The following is a 20,306-nucleotide window of genomic DNA, read 5'->3' as shown; positions in this document are numbered from 1 at the left end:
GAGGCCCGAAATTAGCAGTGCTAGTTTCTGCGGGCAGCCCTACTATGTGCCGCATGGCCCGACCGCGCAAGCCCCTCCTCAGCCGAGATCGCATCGTCGACGCGGCCCGCGGCCTCGTCGACGCCGAGGGCCTCGCGGCGCTCTCCACCCGCCGCCTCGCGGCCGAGCTCGGCGTGAGCGGGCCCTCGCTCTACAACCACTTCCGCACCAAGGACCAGATCCTGGAGGCGGTCGCGGACTCGGTGAGCGCGCAGGTCGACCTGTCGATGTTCGAGGACGGCCGGGACTGGCGCTCCGCGCTGCACGACTGGGCCGTCTCCTACCGCGCGGCCCTCACCCTGCACCCGAACATCGTCCCGGTCCTGGCCCGCGGCCCCGGGCGGCGGCCCGCCGGACTGCGGCTCGCCGACGCGATGTTCGGCGCGATGGTCGACGCGGGCTGGCCACCGGCCCAGGCCACCTCGATCGGCGCGCTCATGCGGTACTTCATCATGGGCTCCGCCCTCGGCTCCTTCGCGGGCGGCTTCGTCGACGACGAGACGGCGTACGACCCCGCCGACTATCCGCACCTCGGCCAGGCCCACCTGCTGGCGGAGCACCAGGAGCTGGTGGACGAGCGGGCCTTCGAGGCGGGCCTGCGGGCGCTGCTCGACGGCCTGGAGGTGCAGTACGCGCGCATGGCGGCGGCGCGGCCGGCCTGAGCGCGCCCGACCCTGCCCCGGCCCGGGCCTGTCCGGCGGATCTTCGCGGGACGGGCCCTAGAACACCACCAGAGCCCGGCCGCCCTTGCCCGCCACCATGTTCGCGAACGCCGCCGGGATGCCGTCGAGGCCGATGCGGTCGGTCACGAGGGCGCCGAGGTCCAGGCGGCCCGCGCGGACGTGCTCGGCGAGGACGGGCAGGTCGACGGCCGGGTCGGAGTTGCCGTAGACGCAGCCGGACAGGGTGCGGCCCCAGTGGAAGAGCTCCAGGGCGTTGAAGGTGACCTGCTGCTCCTTGCCGCCGATGCCGACGACCGTGGTCCGGCCGCCGCGCCGCGTCGACTCCCAGGCGGTGCGGATCGTGACGGCGCGCCCCACGCACTCCACCGCCACGTCGACGCCGTGGCCGCCGGTCAGTGCGCGGACGGCGCGGGCGGTGGCGTCGGAGGCGACGACGTACTCGGTGGCGCCCGCGGCCCGCGCGAGGTCCTCCTTCGCCGGGGAGACGTCGACCGCCACGATCCGCGCGGCCCCGGCGATCCGGGCCGCCTGGAGCGCGGCGAGGCCCACACCGCCCGCCCCGAAGACGGCGACCGTCTCGCCCTCCTGGACACGGGCCGCGTGGTGCACGGCGCCGTACCCGGTCAGGACGGCGCAGCCGAGCAGGGCAGCGTCGGTGAGCGGGACGCCGGCGGGCGCCGGAAGCACGCAGGCGGCGGCGACCACGGTCTCCTCGGCGAACGCGGCGACGTTCAGGCCGGGGTGCAGGTCGGTGCCGTCGGAGCGGCGCGCGTACACCTCGCCCGCGCCGGTGAGCGCGTTACCGCACAGCCACACCTCGCCCAGGTGGCAGGCGTGGCAACTGCCGCACGCGGGCGCCCAGTTCAGGACGACGCCGTCGCCCGGGGCGACATGCGTGACGCCCTCGCCCACGGACACCACGGTGCCCGCGCCCTCGTGCCCGAGCACCGCGGGCACGGGCACCCGCATCGTGCCGTCGGACAGGGACAGGTCGGAGTGGCACACCCCGGCGGCGGCGAGGCGCACCCGCACCTGGCCGGGCCCCGGTTCGGGCAGGTCGACCTCGGCGATCTCCAGGGGGGAGCCGACGGCGGGCAGGACGGCGGCGCGGACGCGGACCACGATGGCGTACTCCTAGCGGCGGGGAACGAGGGGGCTGACGACGGTCAGAACTGGAGCGACTTGGTCTGGAGGTACTCGGTGAGGCCGTGGGCGCCGAGTTCGCGGCCGACGCCCGACTCCTTGTAACCGCCGAACGGAGCCAGCGGGTTGAAGCTGCCGCCGTTGATGTCGACCTGCCCGGTGTGCAGTCGGCGGGCGAAGGCCACGGCCTCGGCGTCGTCACCGGCCCACACCGCGCCCGCGAGCCCGTACACCGTGCCGTTGGCGATGGCCTCGGCCTCCGCCTCGTCCTCGTACCGCAGGAGCGAGACGACGGGGCCGAAGATCTCCTCCTGGGCGATCGTCATCTCCGGCGTGACGTCGGCGAAGACCGTCGGGCGGACGTAGTAGCCCTGCTCGCGCGGGGCGTCGGGGCCGCCCGTGACCAGGCGGGCGCCTTCCTTGACGCCCTGCTCGATGTAGCCGCGCACGCGGGCGCGCTGCTTCTCGCTGACGACCGGGCCGATGCGGTCGCCGTACTTCGCGGCGGCGGCGCCGGCGAGCTCCACCGCCTCGTCGTACCGGGAGGTGTGCACCAGCATGCGGGTCCAGGCGCTGCACGTCTGGCCGGAGTTGGCCATGACGTTGGCGACGCCGACGTTCACGGCCTTCGCGAGGTCGGCGCTCGGCAGGATGACGTTGGCGGACTTGCCGCCGAGTTCGAGGGCGACGCGCTTGACGGCGGCGCCCGCGAGGGCGCCGATGCGCTTGCCGACGGCCGTGGACCCCGTGAAGGAGACCAGGTCGACGCCGTCGTGCTCGGCGAGCGCCTGGCCCGCGACCGGGCCGAGGCCGGTGACCAGGTTGAACACGCCCGCGGGCAGCCCCGCCTCGTGGACGATCCCGGCGAAGAGCCGCGCCGTCAGCGGGGTGTCCTCGGCGGGCTTGAGCACCACCGTGCAGCCCGCGGCGAGGGCGGGGGCGACCTTGGCGACGATCTGGTGCAACGGGTAGTTCCAGGGCGTGATCGCGCCGACGACGCCGACGGGCTCGGCGTACACCGTGGAGTTGCCGACCTTCTCCTCGAAGGCGTACGTGGCCGCGAGGTCCGCGTAGGAGCCCGCGACCAGGACGGGGACGGCGGCGTGCACGGACTCCGAGAAGCGCAAGGGGGCGCCGAGTTCGGCGGTGACCGTCTCGGCGATCTCGCCCTGGCGGGCGGCCAGGCCGTCGCGGATCGCGCCGATCAGCGCCGCGCGCTCCCGGGGCGGGGTGGCCGACCAGGCGGGCAGGGCGGCGCGGGCCGCGCGGACGGCGGCGTCGACGTCCGCCTCGGTGCCCGCGGGGACGTGGGCGATGACCTGTTCGTCGGCCGGGTTCACGACCGGGATCGTGGCCTCAGTCGCGGCGGGGCGCCAGGCGCCCCCGATGTACATCCCGTCGTGGGCCTTCATCCGATTCCTCCCCAACGTGACCTGCGGCTGACGTGCGCCACCCAAACTAGCGCCGTTAGTTTTCCGCCGCCAGGCCCCTCCGTGAGGGCTGCCCCGGCATCCCCACGTCGGCGGGCCCCACCCGCTCCCGCCGGGCCCGAAGGAACTCCCCGAGAAGGCTTTCGCCGTCCACGGGGCCGACGGTGGCGCCGGGGGTACGAGGACGGGCGGGTGCGCGACTCCCCGGCGGGCGCTGAGGTCGCGGAGCGGGGCGGGCGGGAGAGAGCCGTCCGGCGATCGAGGACGAGCGCGCAGCGCGACCGGCGGCACCCCCTCTCAGGGGGACCGACGGTCCGGCCCCGGAACCCCGGCCGGGGCCGCCCCGGGACCGACCCGAGGCCCAGGCTCCCCGGCCCCACGCCCAGAAGCCCGGCGCGGCCCCAGCGCCGCCGCCCCCAGCAACAGCACCCCCAGCATGACGAAGGGCGCCCCCACCCCCGCCACCCCGGCGACCGCCCCGGCCCCGGCGGGCGCGGCCACCTGCCCGAGCCGATTCCCGGTGAGCCGCAGGGCCAACGCGGTGGACCGGGCCGCCGCGGGCGCGGCCTGGACGACGGTCGTCATCGACAGGGGCTGACCGACCCCGAGGCAGAAGCCGAGCAGGGCGAGCATGACGGCGAGCGCCCACACGGGCAGGGGCACGGCGACCCCGGCGCACAGCACCGCGCCGAGCAGGCAGGTGCCGGTGATGAGGGCCCGCCGGCCGAGGACCCGCAGGAGCGGTGTCAGCACCAGGCGGCAGGCGATCGTGGCGCCCGCCCGCAGACTGAGCAGGATCCCCACGGTCGCGGGGGCGATCCCCCGGTGCTCGCCGACGACTGGCAGGTACGCGGTGAGGATGTCCGTCGCGGACAGCACGGCGAGGCTGATGAAGATCCCCGCGGGCACCCCACGGGCCCGCAGAATCCCCAGCACGGGCACCTTGCCGGACCGCCCCGCGGCCTCCCGCCCACGCGAACCGTTCGCCCCGGGCGCCCCGCACCCCCCGCGCGCCGACGCCCCGGCCGCCCCACCCCCGTACTCGATCCGCCACAGCGCGCCGACCGCCGCCGCCCCGACCCCGGCCGACACCACGAGGGCGAGGGCGCTCGTGCGGTCCATGTCCGGCCCGATGAGGGCCCCCGCGGCGACGGGGCCGACGAGCTGGCCGAGGGAGGCGCCGATCGTGAAGTGGCCGAAGTTCCGGTCCTGTTCGGCGGGAGCCGACTGGCGGGCCACGATCGACTGGGCGCCGATGACGAAGCAGAGGTGGCCGAGCCCCATGACCCCGCTCCACGCGGCGAGCGCGGCGAGGGAGGAGGCCGTACCGCTGAGCGCGCACCCGCCCGCGATCAGGGCGACGCCGACGGGAAGGAGCGGCGCGCAGCGCCCGTGGTCGGTGCGGCGGCCGAGGGGCACGGCGGCGAAGAGCGGGAGCAGCGCGTAGACGCCCGCGATGACGCCGATGGCGCGTTCGTCGGCGCCCAGCGAGAGGGCCCGGTAGGAGACGGCGGGCCGCGCCATCGACACCGCCCCCTGCGCGAAGCTGAAGGCGATGACGAGGCGCAGCAGCCAGCCCCGGCCGGACGGCCGGGGCCCGCCGCGGCGTCCACGCCGCATCAGATGATGCCGAAGAGGATTCCGGCGCCGAGCACCACCAGCGAGGTCAGCACGGCCCACTTGACGGTGAACCGGGTGTGGTCGCCGAACTCGACCTTCGCCATGCCCACGAGGACGTACACGGCGGGCACCAGCGGGCTCGACATGTGCAGGGCCTGGCCCGCGATGGAGGCGCGGGCGATCTCCAGGTTGGAGACGCCGTGCGCCTGGCCCGCCTCTGCGAGGACGGGGAGGACGCCGAAGTAGAAGCCGTCGTTGGACATGAAGTAGGTGAGCGGGATCGACAACAGGCCGGTGACCAGGCCCATCTGGCCGCCCATGCCGTCGGGGATGGTGGAGACGAGCCAGTCGGCCATGTGGTCGACCATGCCGGTGCCGGTGAGGACGCCGGTGAAGACGGCGGCGGCGAAGACCATGCCGGTGACGTTGAGCACGTTCTCGGCGTGGGCGGCGATGCGGGCCTTCTGGTCGGGCATGTGCGGGAAGTTGACGGTGAGGGCGAGGGCCGCGCCGAGCAGGAACAGGACGGGGATCGGCAGCCACTCCATGATCATGGCGGTGAGGAGCAGGACCGTCAGGGCGGCGTTGAACCAGTAGAGCTTGGGGCGCAGGGTGGGGCGGTGGGGGTCGAGCCCCTGGAAGCCGTCGTCGTCATCGGCGTCGTCATCGGCGGCACCGGAAACCGAAGCCGAACCCGAATCCGAACCCGCGGCCACGGAGGCGGAGTTGCCGCCGGCGAGGCCACCCCCCGCTGGACCGCCCCTGGCGGGGCCGCCCCCGGCCGCACCGCTCTTGGTGAAGCTGACGCGCCCGGCGCCCGCCTCGCCGTCCGCCCCGACGAGCACCGGCTCACCCGCCCGCGTCTCGCTCTCCAGGACCTCGTCGAGCGAGAGCACCCCGAGCCGCCTGCGCTCCCGCAGTCCGAGGACGTACGACAGGATGAAGACGGCGACGAGTCCGCAGGCGAGCGCCGGGATCATGGGGACGAAGATGTCGGCGGCGTCGACTTTCAGGGCGGTGGCGGCGCGGGCCGTGGGACCGCCCCAGGGCAGCGTGTTCATCACGCCATTGGCGGTGGCGGCGACGCCGGTCATCACCACGAGGCTCATCTTCAGGCGCTTGTACAGCGGGTACATCGCCGAGACCGTGATCATGAAGGTGGTGGAGCCGTCGCCGTCGAGGGAGACGATCGCGGCGAGCACCGCGGTGCCGACCACGATCCGCATCGGGTCCGCCTTGCAGAAGCGCAGGATGCCGCGGACGATCGGGTCGAACAGGCCCACGTCGATCATGACGCCGAAGTACACGATGGCGAACATGAGCATCGCGGCCGTGGGGGCCAGGTTGCCCACGCCTTCGAGGACGTAGTCCCCGAGATGGGCGCCCTTTCCTACGAAGACGCAGAACAGCGCGGGGATGAGCACCAGTGCCGCGATCGGCGACATCTTCTTCATCATGATCAGCACCAGGAAGGTGGCGATCATGACGAATCCGAGGATGGTCAGCATGGGGGCTACCTATCGTTCACCATCGAACTACCACCAGGTCTGGCGGTTCGGATGACCGTAGGACCCGCTCTCAAGCGTTAACAAGATGTTGACTTGCGAGCAATAAGCGCAAAACTCCAGGTCAGCGGGTTTCTGCTCGGGGCAGCGGGGCGACGGTGACCTGGAAGCCGTTCAGGACGGCGGTGCCGGAGAGCGGGTCGAGGAGGGTGCCGTCCAGGAGCTGGTTGACGTTGGCCCCGGGGTCGGCCGCGGCCACGCTCAGGCGGGTGCCAGGCCGGTCGTGGCCCCAGCCGTGCGGCAGGCTCACGACGCCGGGGCGGACGGCGTCGGTGACCTCGACGGGCACGGCGATCTCGCCGCCTGCGGCGGTGACGCGGGCCCGCCCGCCGTCGACGAGGCCGAGGCGGCCCGCGTCGTCGGGGTGGACGTGCAGGGTGCAGCGGTTGGTGCCGCCGACGAGGGCGGGGACGTTGTGCATCCAGCTGTTGTTGGAGCGCAGATGACGGCGGCCGACCAGGACGAGTCCGGCGGGAGCCCCGCCCGGCGTGCGGGAGGCGGCCAGGGCGCGGGCCAGGCGTGGCAGGTCCTCGGCGATCGGCCCCGGAAACAGCTCGACGCGGCCGCTGCGGGTCTTCAGGACCTGGGGGACCCGGGGTCGGAGGGGGCCGAGGTCGATGCCGTGCGGGTGGTCGAGGAGGCGTTGGAGGCCGAGGCCTTCCGGGTCGGCGCCGAAGCCGTCGCCGTACGGGCCGAGGCGCAGCATCAGGTCCAGGCGGCGCTCGGGTCCGCTCTCGCCCGTGAGCCGGTCGGCCAGTTCCCCGGGGTCCTGGCCGTGCACGGGCGCGTGCGGGTCGGCGACGGCCTTGCGGAGGGCGCGGTCGATGGCGAGGGCGTCGACGGCTGCCGGGTCGGCGCCGTGCTCCCCCAAGCTCTCGGCTTCGCTCGAGCAGGGGGGACCCCCATCGCTGACCGCGAGCACGAGCCGGGCCAGGATCTCGGTCTCCGCCATCCGGCCCGCCTCCAGAGGGACGGCGGCGCGGTTGTAGCGGACCTGGTTGCGCACGGCGAGCGCGTTGAGGGCGAAGTCGAAGTGGGGGCTCTGCGAGGGCGGGGGCGGCGGCAGGACGACGTGCGCGTGGCGTGAGGTCTCGTTCAGGTACGGGTCGACGCTGACCATGAAGTCCAGTGACTCCAGGGCCTTGTCGAGGCGGTCGCCGTCGGGGGCGGAGAGGACGGGGTTGGCGGCGATGGAGATGAGGGCGCGGAGGGGACTCTCTCCCAGGCCGCCGTCCGCAGGGACCCGGCCCGGGGCACTGCCCACGGGGCCGCCGTCCGGGCCGCCGTCCACCGAGTCGCGCCCCGCCCCGCCCCCGCGCACAGGCGTGTCGATCTCCGCCGCGAGCGCGGCGATCGGCAGCTCCCCCTTCGCCTCCGGGTGCCCGTCGGCGCGGCTGCGCCAGCGGCCGAGCGCGAAGCCTTTGCCGGGTCCGGCAGGGCGCGGGGCCCGGTCCGTGGCGGAGAGGGGGAACATGGCGCCGCCGGGCCGGTCGAGGTTGCCGGTGAGGACGTTCAGGACGTCGACGAGCCAGCAGGTGAGGGTGCCGAGGGCGACGGTGCTCGCGCCGACGCGACCGTAGACGGCGGCCGTGGGCGCGGCAGCGAGCTCACGGGCGAGCTCCCGGATGGTGGCGGCGGGCACGTCACAGGCGTCGGCGACGGCTTCGGGAGTGAAGTCCCGTACGGCGTCGGCGACTTGCTCGACCCCCTCCACCTGCTCTGCGAGCGCCCCCAGCGTGACCAGGCCGTCCGCGAACAGGACCTGTGCCACCGCGGCGAGCAGCAGCGCGTCCGTGCCGGGCCGGATCGCCACGTGCCGGTCGGCCAGCTTCGCGGTGCGGGTGCGGCGCGGGTCGACGACGGTGAGGCTGCCGCCCCGGGCGCGCAGCGCCTTGAGCCTGCCGGGGAAGTCGGGCGCGGTGCACAGGCTGCCGTTGGAATCCAGCGGGTTGGCGCCGAGCATCAGGAGGTGGTCCGTGCGGTCCAGGTCCGGCACGGGGATGGCGAGGGCGTCGCCGAAGAGCAGTCCGCTGGAGACGTGCTTGGGCATCTGGTCGAGGGTGCTGGCCGTGAACAGGCTGCGGGTGCCGAGGCCCGCGAGGAGCAACGGCGGGTAGAGGGCGCCGGCCACGGTGTGCACGTTCGGGTTGCCGAGGACGACGCCGACCGCGTGCGGCCCGTACCGCTCGACCAGAGGCCGGATGCCGGCGGCGACGGCGTCGAAGGCCTCCTCCCAACTGGCCTCCTCAAGGCGCCCGTCGCGGCGCAGAAGGGGTCGCCGCAGCCGGTCCGGATCGCTGTCGGCCGCACCGAACGAGGCGCCCTTCGGGCAGATGAAGCCGCGGCTGAACACGTCGTCCTTGTCCCCGCGCGCGGCGGTCACGCCGGTTCCCTCGACGGTGAGGGTGAGGCCGCAGGTGGCTTCGCAGAGGGGGCAGACGCGCAGGGCGGTGCGGGGCATGGGTCCTCCAGGACGGCCGCGTCGGCGGCCGCGGGGCTTCGGCGCACGGGCGAGTCGAGCATACCGACCGGTATGCACGCTGGCGAGGGTCCGGCCGGGCCCGGCGCCCGCACAGGATCACGCCCGCCCCTCACCCGGCTCGGCCCCACGCTCCGCCCGACTCGCCCCCGCCCTCCGCCCGGCCCGACCCCGTCCTCCACCCGGCCCGCCCCTGCCCTCCTCCGCCCGGATCAGTCCAACACCCCCGCCAAATAGGCCCGAAGGAGCGCCCGCGCCTCCCCCACGATCGCCTCGTCCCCGCCCGGGTCCACCCGGAAGGCGAGGCGGAACAGCGCGTCGGCGGTCTCGACGGCGACCAGGAAGGCGCGGCGCAGGGCGGGGTCGGGGGCGCGCCCGATGTAGGCGGAGAGCAGTGCGGCGAGGTGGTCGGCGACGCGGTGGTTGGGGGCGGCACCGGGGTCGCCGACGGGGATCTGGGTGCCGAAGTCGACGAGGGAGAAGCCGGGGGCGGTGCGCTTCATGGCGAGGTACTCGTCGAGGAGCGCGTCGAGGGCGGCGCGCCAGTCGCCCGGCGCGACCGGCACCAGGCGCCGGGTGACCCGCTCGGCGTAGCGCTCCAGGTTGCGGTGGGCCAGGGCGTCGACGAGAGCCCGTTTGTTGCCGAAGAAGCGGTAGACGGAGCCGATCGGCACGCCCGCGCGCTCGGCGACGGACCGGGTGGTCAGGTTCTCGTAGCCGATCTCGTCGAGGAGGTCCGCGCAGGCGTCGAGGATGCGGGTGAGGCGCTCGGCGCTGCGGCGCTGGACGGGGGCGCGGCGCAGGGCGGTGGGGGCGGGCGGGGGCCCGGGGGCGGGTGCGGGCGGGGGCCCGGGGGCTGGTGCGGGCTCGGCGGAGGCGGGTGCGGGCGAGGGCTCGGAGGCGCTGCGGTCCTGCATCCCGGGAGAGTAGAGCACTGTTCACGTTTCATGGATCCTCTTGCGCCGGGAAATCGTGAATCCTACGGTGTTCCATAGGAATCAGGTCGGGATCACCGGCCGGAAAGCCGAGGGAGCTGTGATGACCGGGGACGACCCGAGGGACCACGCACGCAAGACGGCCGAGAAGCTGGGCTACCTCAGCGGCTTCGGCAACGAACACAGCTCGGAAGCCGTTCCCGGCGCCCTGCCGCACGGCCGCAACTCGCCCCAGCGCGCCCCCCTCGGGCTGTACGCGGAGCAGCTCAGCGGCACCGCGTTCACCGAGCCGCGCGCCCACAACCGCCGCTCCTGGCTGTACCGCATCCGCCCCTCGGCCGCGCACCCGGCGTTCACCCGCGTCGACAACGGCGCGATCCGCACGGCCCCCTTCACCGAGTCCGTCCCCGACCCCAACCGGCTGCGCTGGAACCCGCTGCCGGAGCCCGCGCCCGGCACGGACTGGCTCGCGGGCCTGTGGACCCTCGGCGGCAACGGCGACGCGACGCAGCGCACGGGCATGGCGGTGCACCTGTACCACGCCAACTCCTCCATGGACCGGGTGTTCAGCGACGCCGACGGCGAGCTCCTGATCGTCCCCGAGCACGGTGGCCTGCTCCTGCGCACCGAGTTCGGCCTGCTGCGCGCCGAGCCCGGCCATATCGCCCTGATCCCGCGCGGCGTCCGCTTCCGCGTGGAGCTGCTCGACGAGAGCGCCCGCGGCTACGTCTGCGAGAACTACGGCGCGGTCTTCCAGCTCCCCGACCTCGGCCCGATCGGCGCCAACGGCCTCGCGAACGCCCGGGACTTCAAGGCCCCGGTCGCGGCGTACGAGGACGACTCGGACACGGCGGGCCCGGTCGAGGTGGTCAACAAGTTCTGCGGCAACCTCTGGTCGGCGACCTACGACCACTCCCCCCTCGACGTCGTCGCCTGGCACGGCAACCACGTCCCGTACGTGTACGACCTGCACCGCTTCAACGTCATCGGCACCATCTCGTACGACCACCCGGACCCGTCCATCTTCACGGTGCTCACCTCCCCCTCGGACACCCCGGGCCTCGCGGGCGTCGACTTCGTCGTCTTCGCGCCGCGCTGGCTGGTCGGCGAGGACACCTTCCGGCCGCCGTACTTCCACCGGAACGTGATGAGCGAGTACATGGGCCTGATCGAGGGCGCGTACGACGCGAAGACCGCCGGGGAGGGGGGGTTCGTGCCGGGCGGCGGCTCACTGCACAACATGATGTCGGCGCACGGCCCCGACCGGGAGACCTTCGAGAAGGCCAGCGCGGCCGAGCTGAAGCCGCAGCGCATCGACGACGGCCTGGCCTTCATGTTCGAGACCCGCTGGCCGGTCACCGCCACCGAGCAGGCGGCGAAGGCCGGACACCTGCAGCGCGGCTACGACGACGTGTGGCAGGGTCTGGAGCGTCATTTCCGGCCGTAGTGGCATCACTTCAGGCCGCTGCCCGCGTCGCCACCGGAGTACGGAGTTCCACGTGACCGCTTTCGCCCCGGACTCGATCGTCCTGAACCGAAAGCTGCCGCTCTGGTATCAGGTGTCGCAGTCGCTGCGCGCCTCGATACTCGGCCGGGCGCCCGACGCCCCGCTGCGCCTGCCCACCGAGGAACAGCTGGCGGGGCACTACGGCGTCAGCGTGCTCACCATGCGGCAGGCGCTCAAGGAGCTGGAGGACGAGGGCCTGATCAGCAGGCACCGGCGGCGCGGCACGTTCATCGAGCCCGGGGTGCAGCGCGGTTCGCCGGTGCGGCTCCTCGGCTCGGTGGACGCGATCGTGGCCCAGCAGTCCGGCATGGACACCGAGCTCCTGTCCCACGGGCAGGAGCCGGTGCCCGCCGAACTCGCCCAGTACTTCCCGGACGTGCAGCACGTCGCCACGTACCACCGCCTGCGCAGCGACACCAAGACCGGCGAGCCCACCAACCACGCCCGCAACCACATCCGCCCCGACCTCGCCGACCGCGTCGACCCCGCGGACCTGGAGCGGTGGCCGATGACGAAGGTCCTGCGGGATGTGGTGGGCGTGGCGATCTCCCGCATCACCGACACCGTGGAGGCCACCCTCGCCGACCCCGAGACGGCCCGCCTCCTCCAAGTGCCGCTGCTCAGCCCGATCCTGCACTACACGGGCATCACGTACGACGACCAGGGGCGGGCTCTGGACGTGGCGCGGATCCACTATCGGGGGGACCGGTTCTCGTTCACGGTCACGCTGGACGCGACCTGATGGCCGCCGCCGGGGCCGTCGTACGATGCCGGGCGTGACGCACGACGAAGCGCCGCTGCTCGCGGATCTCCTGCCGTGGTCCGTCGCGCCGCTCAGGGCCGGGCGCGGGTGGCCGATGGCGCCGGACGCCGCGTCCCTGAAGGCCCGTTGGAACGCCTTCGTCCGCGCCGACCCCGCCGACCGTGAGGCGCTGCTGCGGCCCACCCGGGCCCGGACCCTGCACACCGCCGTCGCCCAACTGCCCGGTTTCGGCGGCGGCACGGTCCGCCTGGCCCGCGAGACCGGGCCCTGCCCCGAGCCCGTCCCCGTCCTGCACGGCCCCTTCGACGAGCAGTGGCTGATCCCCGACCACCGCCTCATCGACGTGGCCAGGCCCGAACTGTGGCGCGTCCGCGGCGACGGGCAGCTCTTCCTCACCGAGCAGGGGTACGTGGCCGACGGCGCGGGCCCGGCGGTCCTCGCGTCCACCGTGCTGCCCGACGGGCGCTCCCCCGCGGGCCGCCCCGGCCGCGTCCGCCCTCTGTTCCGGCGCCCCGGCGGCGTCGAACCCAACCTCGCGCCGGGCCTGACGCGCCATCTCACGCACGTGTACCGGACCGAGGTCGGCGCCCCGGACGTCCTCGCGTGGACGCTGGCGGCCGCCCGGGCCTCGGCGTCGGGCTGCGCGGTGCCGCTGACCTCCGACGCCCGGGTGTGGGAGCGGGGCGTCGCGGCGGGGCGGCGGCTGCTGTGGCTGCACCTGCGGGGCGCGGGCGGCGAACGCCCCAAGCTGCCGGGCGGCCGGCGCCCCTACGTCCGCTCACCGCTGCCCGCGCGCCCCCGCACCCTCGCCTACGCCCCGGACGAGGAAGCCCTCCTGGTCGGCGAGAGCGGCGTCATCTCCCCCGTGCCCGCGGCCGCCTGGGACTTCCGGGTGAGCGGGGTGCGGGTTCTGGAGCTGTGGTTCGAGCGGCGCACGGCCGACGCGGAACCGGGCTCCCTGGAGGCCGTCCGCCCCACCACCTGGCCCCAGGAGTGGACGTCCCGGCTCCTGGAACTGGTCACGGTGCTCGCGCTGCTCGCGGCGGAGGAACCGTTCGACATCGGCGACGCGGGGCGGATCACGGCCGGGGACCTGCGGGCGGCCGGGGTGCTGCCGGTGCCCGGGTGGGCGCGGCGGCCCGCCTCGGTCCTCGACCACCATGAGGAGGGTCCTGAGGGGCAGTTCGCGCTCCTGTGAGGGGTGGGGAGGGCTTCGGTCCGGGCGGTGGCGGCCGTGCTCGCCGCGCCTGCCGTGCCCGCTCGGCCGCCCCCGTGCCCGCTCGCCGTCACGCGCGGGCCGCGCGCCCCTTCCCGGCCCCCGGCAACAGCGCCGCCAGGCTCAGCCCCTGGAGCACTGCGAGGACGACGACCCCCACGTGGAATCCGGACTCCCCACCGCCGCCGACGCCGTACGCGAGCGCGGCGACCGCCGGACCCACCGCGAAGGCCAGCGTGCGGGACGTGTTGCCGACGCCGCCCGCCGTGCCGACGAGGTGCGCGGGGGTCGCGCCGAGGATCCCGGCGTTCACCGGCGTGCCGAACAGGGCCTGCCCGGCGCCCGCGAGGGCGAGGCGCCAGCCGATGTCCCACAGGCCCGCGTCCGGCCCGAGGGTCGCCGTGCTGAGGACGCCCGCGCCGCACAGCCCGGCCCCGACCACCCCCACGAGCCGCGGCGGCAGCCGGTCGGCGAGCGTCCCGCCGAGCGGTGCCGTCAGCGCGACCGCGCCGATGAAGAAGACCATCGCCACGCCGGTCAGGGAGGCCCCGGCGCCCAGGACGTCGGCGACGTAGTACGGCAGCAGGAAGTAGGAGAGCCCCACGAACGTGCCGCTGAGGAAGAGGGAGAGGACCGGCAGACCCACCTCCCGGCGGCGCAGCAGGTCGAGGACCGGGCGGGCGGTGCCGAGCCGCGACCAGGCCACGGCGCCCGCGACGGCGGCCAGGGCGAACAGCGTCGCGGTGACGGGCGCGTCCGCCTCGATCCGGCCGAAGGCGAGCAGCAGCGCGGTCACGGCGGCGCCGAGCAGCACGCCGTCCCCGACCAGCGAACGGCCGGGCGCCGCGAGGCCCTTGTCCGTGCGCGGGATGAGGCGCGCCCCCAGCCACCACACGCCGAGCAGCACGGGGATCTTCAGGAGGAACACCGGCCGCCAGCCGTAGGCGTCGACGACCGCCCCGCCGAGGGACGAGCCGCCCATCGAGCCGATCGGCATGACCGTGGCCACGAACCCCATGGCCCGGCCCCGCTGTTCGGGCCGCACGCTCGCGGCGACCACCGGCAGGTAGAGCGCCCCGACGAGGGCGCCCGCGACGCCCTGGAGGACGCGGGCCGCAAGGAGCACCGGCAGGTTGGGCGCGGCGGCCGCGAGGACGCTGGTCAGGCCGATCGCGGGCACGGCGAACAGGAACAGGGCGCGCAGGTCCACGCGGTCGCTCCAGCGTCCCGCGGGGATCGCGAGCGCGGCGGTGGGCAGCGTGTACGCGAGCAGGACCCACTGGGCGGACGAGGAGCCGACGCCCAGGTCGTCGCCCATCGCGGGCAGCGTCACCGCCGTCAGGCTGATCTCCAGGGTGACCATGAGCATGGCCAGCGCCATCACGGCCACGGGTGCCCAGCGCGTGGGCGGGGCGCCGTCCGGCGGCGGGGTGCGGGCGGATTCGGGAGTGTGCTGAGTCATGCGGCCGACGCTAGGAACGGGGTGCGGGGCGTCGCCTCTGTCGGACGACTGGGGTGCGCACGCCTTTGTCGGACGACTGGGGTGCGCACGCCTTTGTCGGACGACTGGGGTGCGCAGGGCCCGGTCGCTCCGGGGCACTCGGCTCCAGGCCGCGCAGGGGCACCGCCCCCAGTCGCCTCGGCCGTCCGACCCCAGTCGTCCGGCCCCAGTCATCCGACCCCAGTCATCCGACAGAGGCGACCGCGTGCACCGCCCCCATAACTTCCTGGATGCGGGCCCAAGCCGCCCCACTCACCTCCCACCCCGGAAGGACGTCCCGTGCACGCCATCCGCATCCACGCCTTCGGCGGCCCCGAGCAGCTCCGCTACGAGGAGGTGCCCGACCCCGAGCCAGGACCCGGCCAGGTCCGGATCTCCGTGCGGGCCGCCGGAGTCCACCTCCTCGACACCGCCCTGCAGCGCGGCGCGGGCGACGAGCTGCCCTTCGCGCTGCCGGAGCCGCCGCTCACCCCGGGCCGTGAGGTCGCCGGGGTCGTCGACCGGCTCGGCGCGGGCGTCGGCGATCAGTGGCTGGGCCGCCGGGTGGTCACCCATCTCGGTCTGGTCAACGCGGGCTACGCCGAACTGGCGGTACGCGAGGCGGAGGCCCTGTTCCCGCTGCCGGACTCCCTGTCGTACGAAGCCGCGATCGCCATGGTCGGCACCGGCCGGATGGCGCTCGGCGTCCTGGCCGTGGCCGCGCCCGCGCCGGACGACGTGGTCCTCGTGACCGCGGCGGCGGGCGGCGTCGGCACGCTCCTCGTGCAGGCGGCGAAGAACGCGGGCGCGACCGTCGTGGCCGCGGCGGGCGGCCCCGACAAGGTGGCGCGGGTCCGGGCGCTCGGCGCGGACCTCGCCGTCGACTACGCGCTGCCGGACTGGGCGGACCGGGTCCGTGACGGGCTCGGCGACCGTGAGGTGGGCGTGGCCTTCGACAGCGTGGGCGGCGCGGCGGGCCGCACGGCCCTGGAACTCCTCGGACACGGCGGGCAGTTCGTGATCTACGGCTGGTCGTCCGGCACGCCGACCGAGTTCACGTCGAAGGACCTGCACGACAAGGTCCTGACGGTCACGCACGCGCTGGGTCCGCGGCTCCTCCGGCTGCCCGACGGGCTGCGCGGGCTCCAGGAGCGGGCGCTCGCCGCGGCGGCGGACGGCACCCTGGTCCCGGCCGTCACCACGTTCCCGCTGCGGGACGCGGCCGCCGCGCACACGGCGCTGCTGGGCCGCGCGACGGTCGGCAAGGTCGTCCTGACCACCGGCACGACGGACACGGAGGTGGCGTCATGAGGATGGACGCGATGGCCCTGCGGGAGTACGGCGCGGCCGACGTGCTGCGCCCGGTGCGGCTCGACGTGCCCGAACCCGGGCCCGGTCAGGTGCGGGTGCGGGTCCGCGCGGCGGGCGTGATGCCCTTCGACATCGGCATCCGGCAGGGGGTGATGCGGCCGCCGGGGGTGGGGTTCCCGATCGTCCCCGGCAACGAGTTCGCGGGCACGGTGGACGCGCTGGGCGCGGACGTCACGGGCTTCGCGCCCGGCCAGGGCGTCCTCGGCTTCACGCTGCTCGGCGCGTACGCCGAGTACGTCGTCGTGGGCGCCGACCACCTCGTCGCCAAGCCGGACGCCATGGACTTCACCGTCGCCGGCGGCTTCCCCGGCAACGCCCAGGGCGCCCACATGGCGCTCAGCGCGCTCGGCGTCGGCCCCGGAGACACGGTCCTCATCAACGGCGCGGCGGGCGGCCTCGGCACGCTGTCCGTGCAGCTCGCCAAGGCCTGGGGCGCCACCACCGTGATCGGTACGGCGAGCCCGCGCAACCACGACCACCTGCGGGCGCTCGGCGCGATTCCCGTGACGTACGGGGACGGTCTGGAGGAGCGGGTGCGTGCCATCGCGCCCGACGGCGTCGACGCGGCGCTCGACGGCGCGGGCGCACAGGCGCTGCGCGCCTCGGTCGCCGTGGCCAAGGACCGCTCCCGCGTGATGTCGATGGTCGACGACGAGGAGGCCGAGCGCCTGGGCCTCCCCCTGATCCGCGGCACCCGCACCGCCCAGCGCCTGGCCGAGGTCACCGACCTGTACGCCAAGGGCCTGCTGCGGGTGCACGTCCGGGCGACGTTCCCCTTGGCGGAGGCCGCGGCGGCACAGCGGGAGGTGGAGTCGGGGCACGGGCGGGGGAAGGTGATCCTCACGGTGGCGGAGTGAGGCGGGGCGCGGCCGGGCAGAGCGGGGCCCTGCTGGACGCGGCGGGGCGCGGCCAGGGGGTGGGCGGCCCTCGGGCCGCCGGAGGACGCTCCCTTGCCCCGGCCCCGCCCCGGCTTCCCCGGCTCGCGGCCTCCCGCCTCCCGGCCTCTTCGCCTCCTCGCCCCCTCGCCCCCTCGCCCCCTCGCCCCCTCGCCCCCTCGCCCCCTCGCCCCCTCGCCCCCTCGCCCCCGGGAATATCCACCCCCTACGGCGGATTACTTGAACCATGCTTCAAGGTCGCACCGCCGAACTGGACCAGCTGGCAGCCCTCCTCGCCCGGGCCCGGCAGGGCGAGAGCTCTGCCCTGGTCCTGCGCGGCGAGGCGGGCATCGGCAAGTCGGCCCTCCTCTCGGAGACGGCGGCCATGGCCACGGACCAGGACTTCAGGGTGCTCCGCACCACGGCCGCGGAGACCGAGACCGACCTCCCCTTCGCGGCCCTCCACCTGCTCCTGCACCGGCACACCGACCGGATCTCCGCCCTGCCCGCACCTCAGGCGACGGCCCTGCGCACGGCGTTGGGGCCGGCACCGGGGGCGGGGCCGACGGACGGCGACGGCGCCACGAGCGCGGCCGACCGCTTCCTCACCGGCCTCGCCGTCCTGACGCTCCTCGCCGAACTCGCCGACGAGCGGCCCCTGTTGTGCGTGGTGGACGACGCGCACTGGCTTGACCACGCCTCCGCCGAGGCGCTGCTGTTCGCCGGGCGGCGCCTGGCCGTCGAGGGCGTGGTCCTGCTGTTCGCGGCCCGCGAGGGGCACGCACCGCAGTTCCCCGCTCCCGGACTGCCGGAGCTGCGGGTCGACGGCATCGGCGAGGAGGCCGCCGCCGACCTCCTCGCCGAGCACGCGGGGGATCTGCCCCCGTACGTACGCGCCGAGATCCTGGGCGAGGCGCGCGGGAACCCGCTCGCGCTGCGGGAACTCCCCGCGGCCCAGCGGGAAGGGCACCTCGGGGTGCTCGCGGGGCCCGCGCACGCGGTGGCGCCCCCTCATGGCTCCCGCGTGCAGCAGACGTTCGTGGACCGCGTGACCGCGCTGCCGGAGGCGACGCGCACGCTGCTCCTCGTGGCGGCGGCGGAGGGCACCGGCGATCTGGAGGCGACCGCGGCCGCGGCGAGCACGCTCGGGGCGGGTGTCGCCGATCTCGAACCGGCCGAACGCCGACAGCTCGTGCGCCTGGACGGCGGGCGGCTCGTGTTCGGGCACCCGCTGATCCGTACCGCCGCCTACCAGTCGGCCCCGCTCGCCGCCCGGGTCGCCGCGCACCGGGCGCTCGCGGACGCCCTGCCGCGTGTGGGCGGCGCCGACCGCCGCGCCTGGCAGTTGGCGGCGGCCACCACGGCGCCGGACGAGTACGTCGCCGCCGCCCTGGAGGAGACCGCGCGGCACGCCCGCGCACGGGGCGGCTACGCGGCCGAGGCGGCGGCGCACGAACGGGCCGCGCGTCTCACCCCGGACGGCGCCGCCCGGGCCCGGCGCCTCGCGCTCGCCGCCGTGGCCGCAGCGGACGCGGGCCAGAGCGCGCACGCGGCCGACCTGGCCCGGCACGCCGCCCCGCACCTCACCGACCCGGCCGTCCTGGCCAGGCTCGCCCGGGTCCGCGCGGGCGTGGCCCGGGAGCGCGAGGAGTTCGACGCGGCCCACAAGGTGCTCCTCGGCACGGCGTCGGAGATCGCGGGGCGGGCTCCGGACACGGCGGCGCTGCTCCTGTACGAGGCGATGACGGCGGCCTGGGTGGCGGGGCACCGCCCGTCCATCGACGAGATCACCGACCGGGTGGCGGCCCTCGGCCTGGCGCCGCCGCCCGGCGCCCCGCCGTACCTGCCCGCCGTCGACGGCATCGCCCGGCTCGCGGCGGGCGAGCCGGGCCGGGCCCTGCCCCCGCTGCGGGAGCTGTTCACACGCCTGCGCGGCGACACCGGTGGCCTCGGCCTGCGCGAGCGGGCGTCCATCGCCACCTGGTTCGCGCCGCTCGGCGATCTGGAGGGCGGCATCGAGCTTGCCGCCGAGCTGGAGCGCGAGTGCCGTGAGCAGGGGGCGGTCGGGCCGCTGCCGCTGGTGCTGCTGCTTCGGGCGCGGGCTCGGGTGCTGCTCGGGCGGCACGGGTGCGCGCTCGCCGGGGCGGCCGAGGGTGTGCGGATCGCCGAGGACAGCGGGCAGCGGCACTACGCCGCCCAGCTGACCGGCGTCCTCGCCTACTTGGCGGCGCTCGGCGGCGACGAGTCCCGCGTCAAGGAACTCACGAGCTTCATCGACCCCCGTCAGGCCCCGCCGGGCCGGGTCTGGAGCGCCGCCGCCCGGCCCCTGCTCGACCTGGGCCTCGGCCGCCACGAGGCGGCGCTGCGCGGCTACGAGGACCTGGCGGCCGGCCCGGCGTCCCACACGACCGTCGCGCTGTACTGCGTCCCCGACCACGTCGAGGCCGCCGTCCGCGCCGGAGAGCCGGACAGCGTACGGGAGTTGGCGGAGCGGTACGCCGCGTGGGCCGGGCACACGGGGGCTCCGTGGGCCCGTGCGATCGCGGCTCGCTGCCGGGGGCTGCTCGCCGAGGCGGATCCGGCCCGGGCCGGGGGCGACGCCGTGCAGGCGGCGTACGCGGAGGCCCTGCGGCTGCACGCCGACGACGGGCGTCCCTTCGAACGGGCCCGCACCCAGTTCCTCTTCGGCCAGTGGCTGCGCCGTGCGGGCCGCAGAAGCGAGGCCCGGGGTCCGCTGCGTTCGGCTCTGGACGTCTTCGAGCAGTTGGAGGCGGTGCCGTGGGCGGGGCGGGCCCGCGCCGAGCTGCGCGCCACCGGCGAGAGCAGGGCTCCGCGGGGTCCGGAGAAGCTGACGGCGGCTCGGCTGACGCCGCAGGAACGCCAGGTCGTGCGGCTGGCCGCTACGGGGCTGTCCAACCGCGACATCGGGGCTCAGCTGTTCCTGTCCCCCCGCACCGTCGGCTACCACCTCTACAACGCCTACCCCAAGCTGGGCGTGGCGTCCCGGGGTGACCTACCGCACCTGAACCTGCAGGCGGACTGAGGTGGCTGCGCCCTGCGGGACTCTCCCCGATCCCGCCCCTTCCCGAAACCGGGGCTCCGCCCCTGGACCCCGAGGGCAGGTGTCCCCTTCCGGTGGGACAGTCCTCCCCCGAATCGGCGCTCCGCGCCTCGTCCTCAAACGCCGGACGGGCTGAGAC

Annotated in this window: 14 protein-coding genes; 7 read left to right on the top strand and 7 right to left on the bottom strand. The window is 75.3% G+C overall.

The genetic code is table 11. The features are described 5' to 3' along the window. Positions 1–53: 53 nt before the first annotated feature. Positions 54–701 (top strand): TetR/AcrR family transcriptional regulator C-terminal domain-containing protein, encoded by a 648-nt coding sequence (locus QUY26_RS32155; protein ID WP_289952885.1) that lies wholly within the window; start codon positions 54–56, stop codon positions 699–701. A gap of 57 nt (positions 702–758) precedes the next feature. Here the strand turns inward: QUY26_RS32155 and QUY26_RS32150 are convergent, their stop codons facing one another. The 6 genes from QUY26_RS32150 to QUY26_RS32125 form a co-directional block, all read right to left on the bottom strand. Then, complete coding sequence (locus tag QUY26_RS32150; protein ID WP_289952883.1) at positions 759–1,844, bottom strand: Zn-dependent alcohol dehydrogenase; 1,086 nt, start codon at positions 1,842–1,844, stop codon at positions 759–761. Between the two features lie 44 nt (positions 1,845–1,888). Beyond that, on the bottom strand, positions 1,889–3,277 hold the full coding sequence (locus QUY26_RS32145; RefSeq protein WP_289952882.1) for an aldehyde dehydrogenase family protein: 1,389 nt from the start codon (positions 3,275–3,277) through the stop codon (positions 1,889–1,891). A gap of 315 nt (positions 3,278–3,592) precedes the next feature. Then, the gene (locus tag QUY26_RS32140; RefSeq protein WP_289952880.1) at positions 3,593–4,915 is read right to left on the bottom strand and encodes an MFS transporter; all 1,323 of its coding nucleotides are present in this window, start codon (positions 4,913–4,915) and stop codon (positions 3,593–3,595) included. Continuing rightward, positions 4,915–6,423, bottom strand: coding sequence for a CitMHS family transporter (locus QUY26_RS32135; RefSeq protein ID WP_289952878.1), 1,509 nt, complete (start codon positions 6,421–6,423; stop codon positions 4,915–4,917). The genes QUY26_RS32140 and QUY26_RS32135 overlap by 1 nt, the downstream gene beginning before the upstream one ends. Before the next feature lie 121 nt (positions 6,424–6,544). Continuing rightward, positions 6,545–8,941, bottom strand: coding sequence for a molybdopterin oxidoreductase family protein (locus QUY26_RS32130; protein WP_289952877.1), 2,397 nt, complete (start codon positions 8,939–8,941; stop codon positions 6,545–6,547). Positions 8,942–9,171: 230 nt separating this feature from the next. Continuing rightward, a complete protein-coding gene (locus QUY26_RS32125) occupies positions 9,172–9,876 on the bottom strand; it encodes a TetR/AcrR family transcriptional regulator (RefSeq protein ID WP_289952875.1) in 705 nt (234 codons plus the stop codon). A gap of 121 nt (positions 9,877–9,997) precedes the next feature. On the opposite strand from QUY26_RS32125, the gene hmgA reads away from it, so the two are divergent. Genes hmgA through QUY26_RS32110 form a run of 3 tightly spaced genes read left to right on the top strand, consistent with a single transcriptional unit; the run spans position 9,998 to position 13,362 of the window. Continuing rightward, positions 9,998–11,341 carry a homogentisate 1,2-dioxygenase gene (gene hmgA / locus QUY26_RS32120; protein ID WP_289952873.1) on the top strand — a complete coding sequence of 448 codons (1,344 nt, stop codon included), beginning with the start codon at positions 9,998–10,000 and terminating at the stop codon, positions 11,339–11,341. Between the two features lie 52 nt (positions 11,342–11,393). Further along, positions 11,394–12,143 carry a GntR family transcriptional regulator gene (locus QUY26_RS32115; protein WP_289952871.1) on the top strand — a complete coding sequence of 250 codons (750 nt, stop codon included), beginning with the start codon at positions 11,394–11,396 and terminating at the stop codon, positions 12,141–12,143. 25 nt (positions 12,144–12,168) lie between these two features. Beyond that, positions 12,169–13,362 carry a type ISP restriction/modification enzyme gene (locus QUY26_RS32110; RefSeq protein WP_289952868.1) on the top strand — a complete coding sequence of 398 codons (1,194 nt, stop codon included), beginning with the start codon at positions 12,169–12,171 and terminating at the stop codon, positions 13,360–13,362. An 88-nt stretch (positions 13,363–13,450) separates the two neighbouring features. Here the strand turns inward: QUY26_RS32110 and QUY26_RS32105 are convergent, their stop codons facing one another. Next, positions 13,451–14,842, bottom strand: coding sequence for an MFS transporter (locus tag QUY26_RS32105; protein ID WP_289952866.1), 1,392 nt, complete (start codon positions 14,840–14,842; stop codon positions 13,451–13,453). Between the two features lie 318 nt (positions 14,843–15,160). Here QUY26_RS32105 and QUY26_RS32100 point away from each other — a divergent pair, with 318 nt between their 5' ends. From QUY26_RS32100 to QUY26_RS32090, 3 genes are all read left to right on the top strand, one after another. Further along, positions 15,161–16,171, top strand: coding sequence for a zinc-binding dehydrogenase (locus QUY26_RS32100; RefSeq protein WP_289952864.1), 1,011 nt, complete (start codon positions 15,161–15,163; stop codon positions 16,169–16,171). Next, positions 16,168–17,088 (top strand): NADP-dependent oxidoreductase, encoded by a 921-nt coding sequence (locus QUY26_RS32095; RefSeq protein ID WP_289952862.1) that lies wholly within the window; start codon positions 16,168–16,170, stop codon positions 17,086–17,088. The genes QUY26_RS32100 and QUY26_RS32095 overlap by 4 nt, the downstream gene beginning before the upstream one ends. A 265-nt stretch (positions 17,089–17,353) precedes the next feature. Further along, positions 17,354–20,149 carry a helix-turn-helix transcriptional regulator gene (locus tag QUY26_RS32090; RefSeq protein WP_289952860.1) on the top strand — a complete coding sequence of 932 codons (2,796 nt, stop codon included), beginning with the start codon at positions 17,354–17,356 and terminating at the stop codon, positions 20,147–20,149. The last annotated feature ends 157 nt before the right edge of the window (positions 20,150–20,306 follow it).

This window comes from Streptomyces flavofungini (assembly GCF_030388665.1).
GTDB lineage: Bacteria > Actinomycetota > Actinomycetes > Streptomycetales > Streptomycetaceae > Streptomyces > Streptomyces flavofungini_A.
This window is presented reverse-complemented; position numbering and strand designations above follow the sequence as displayed.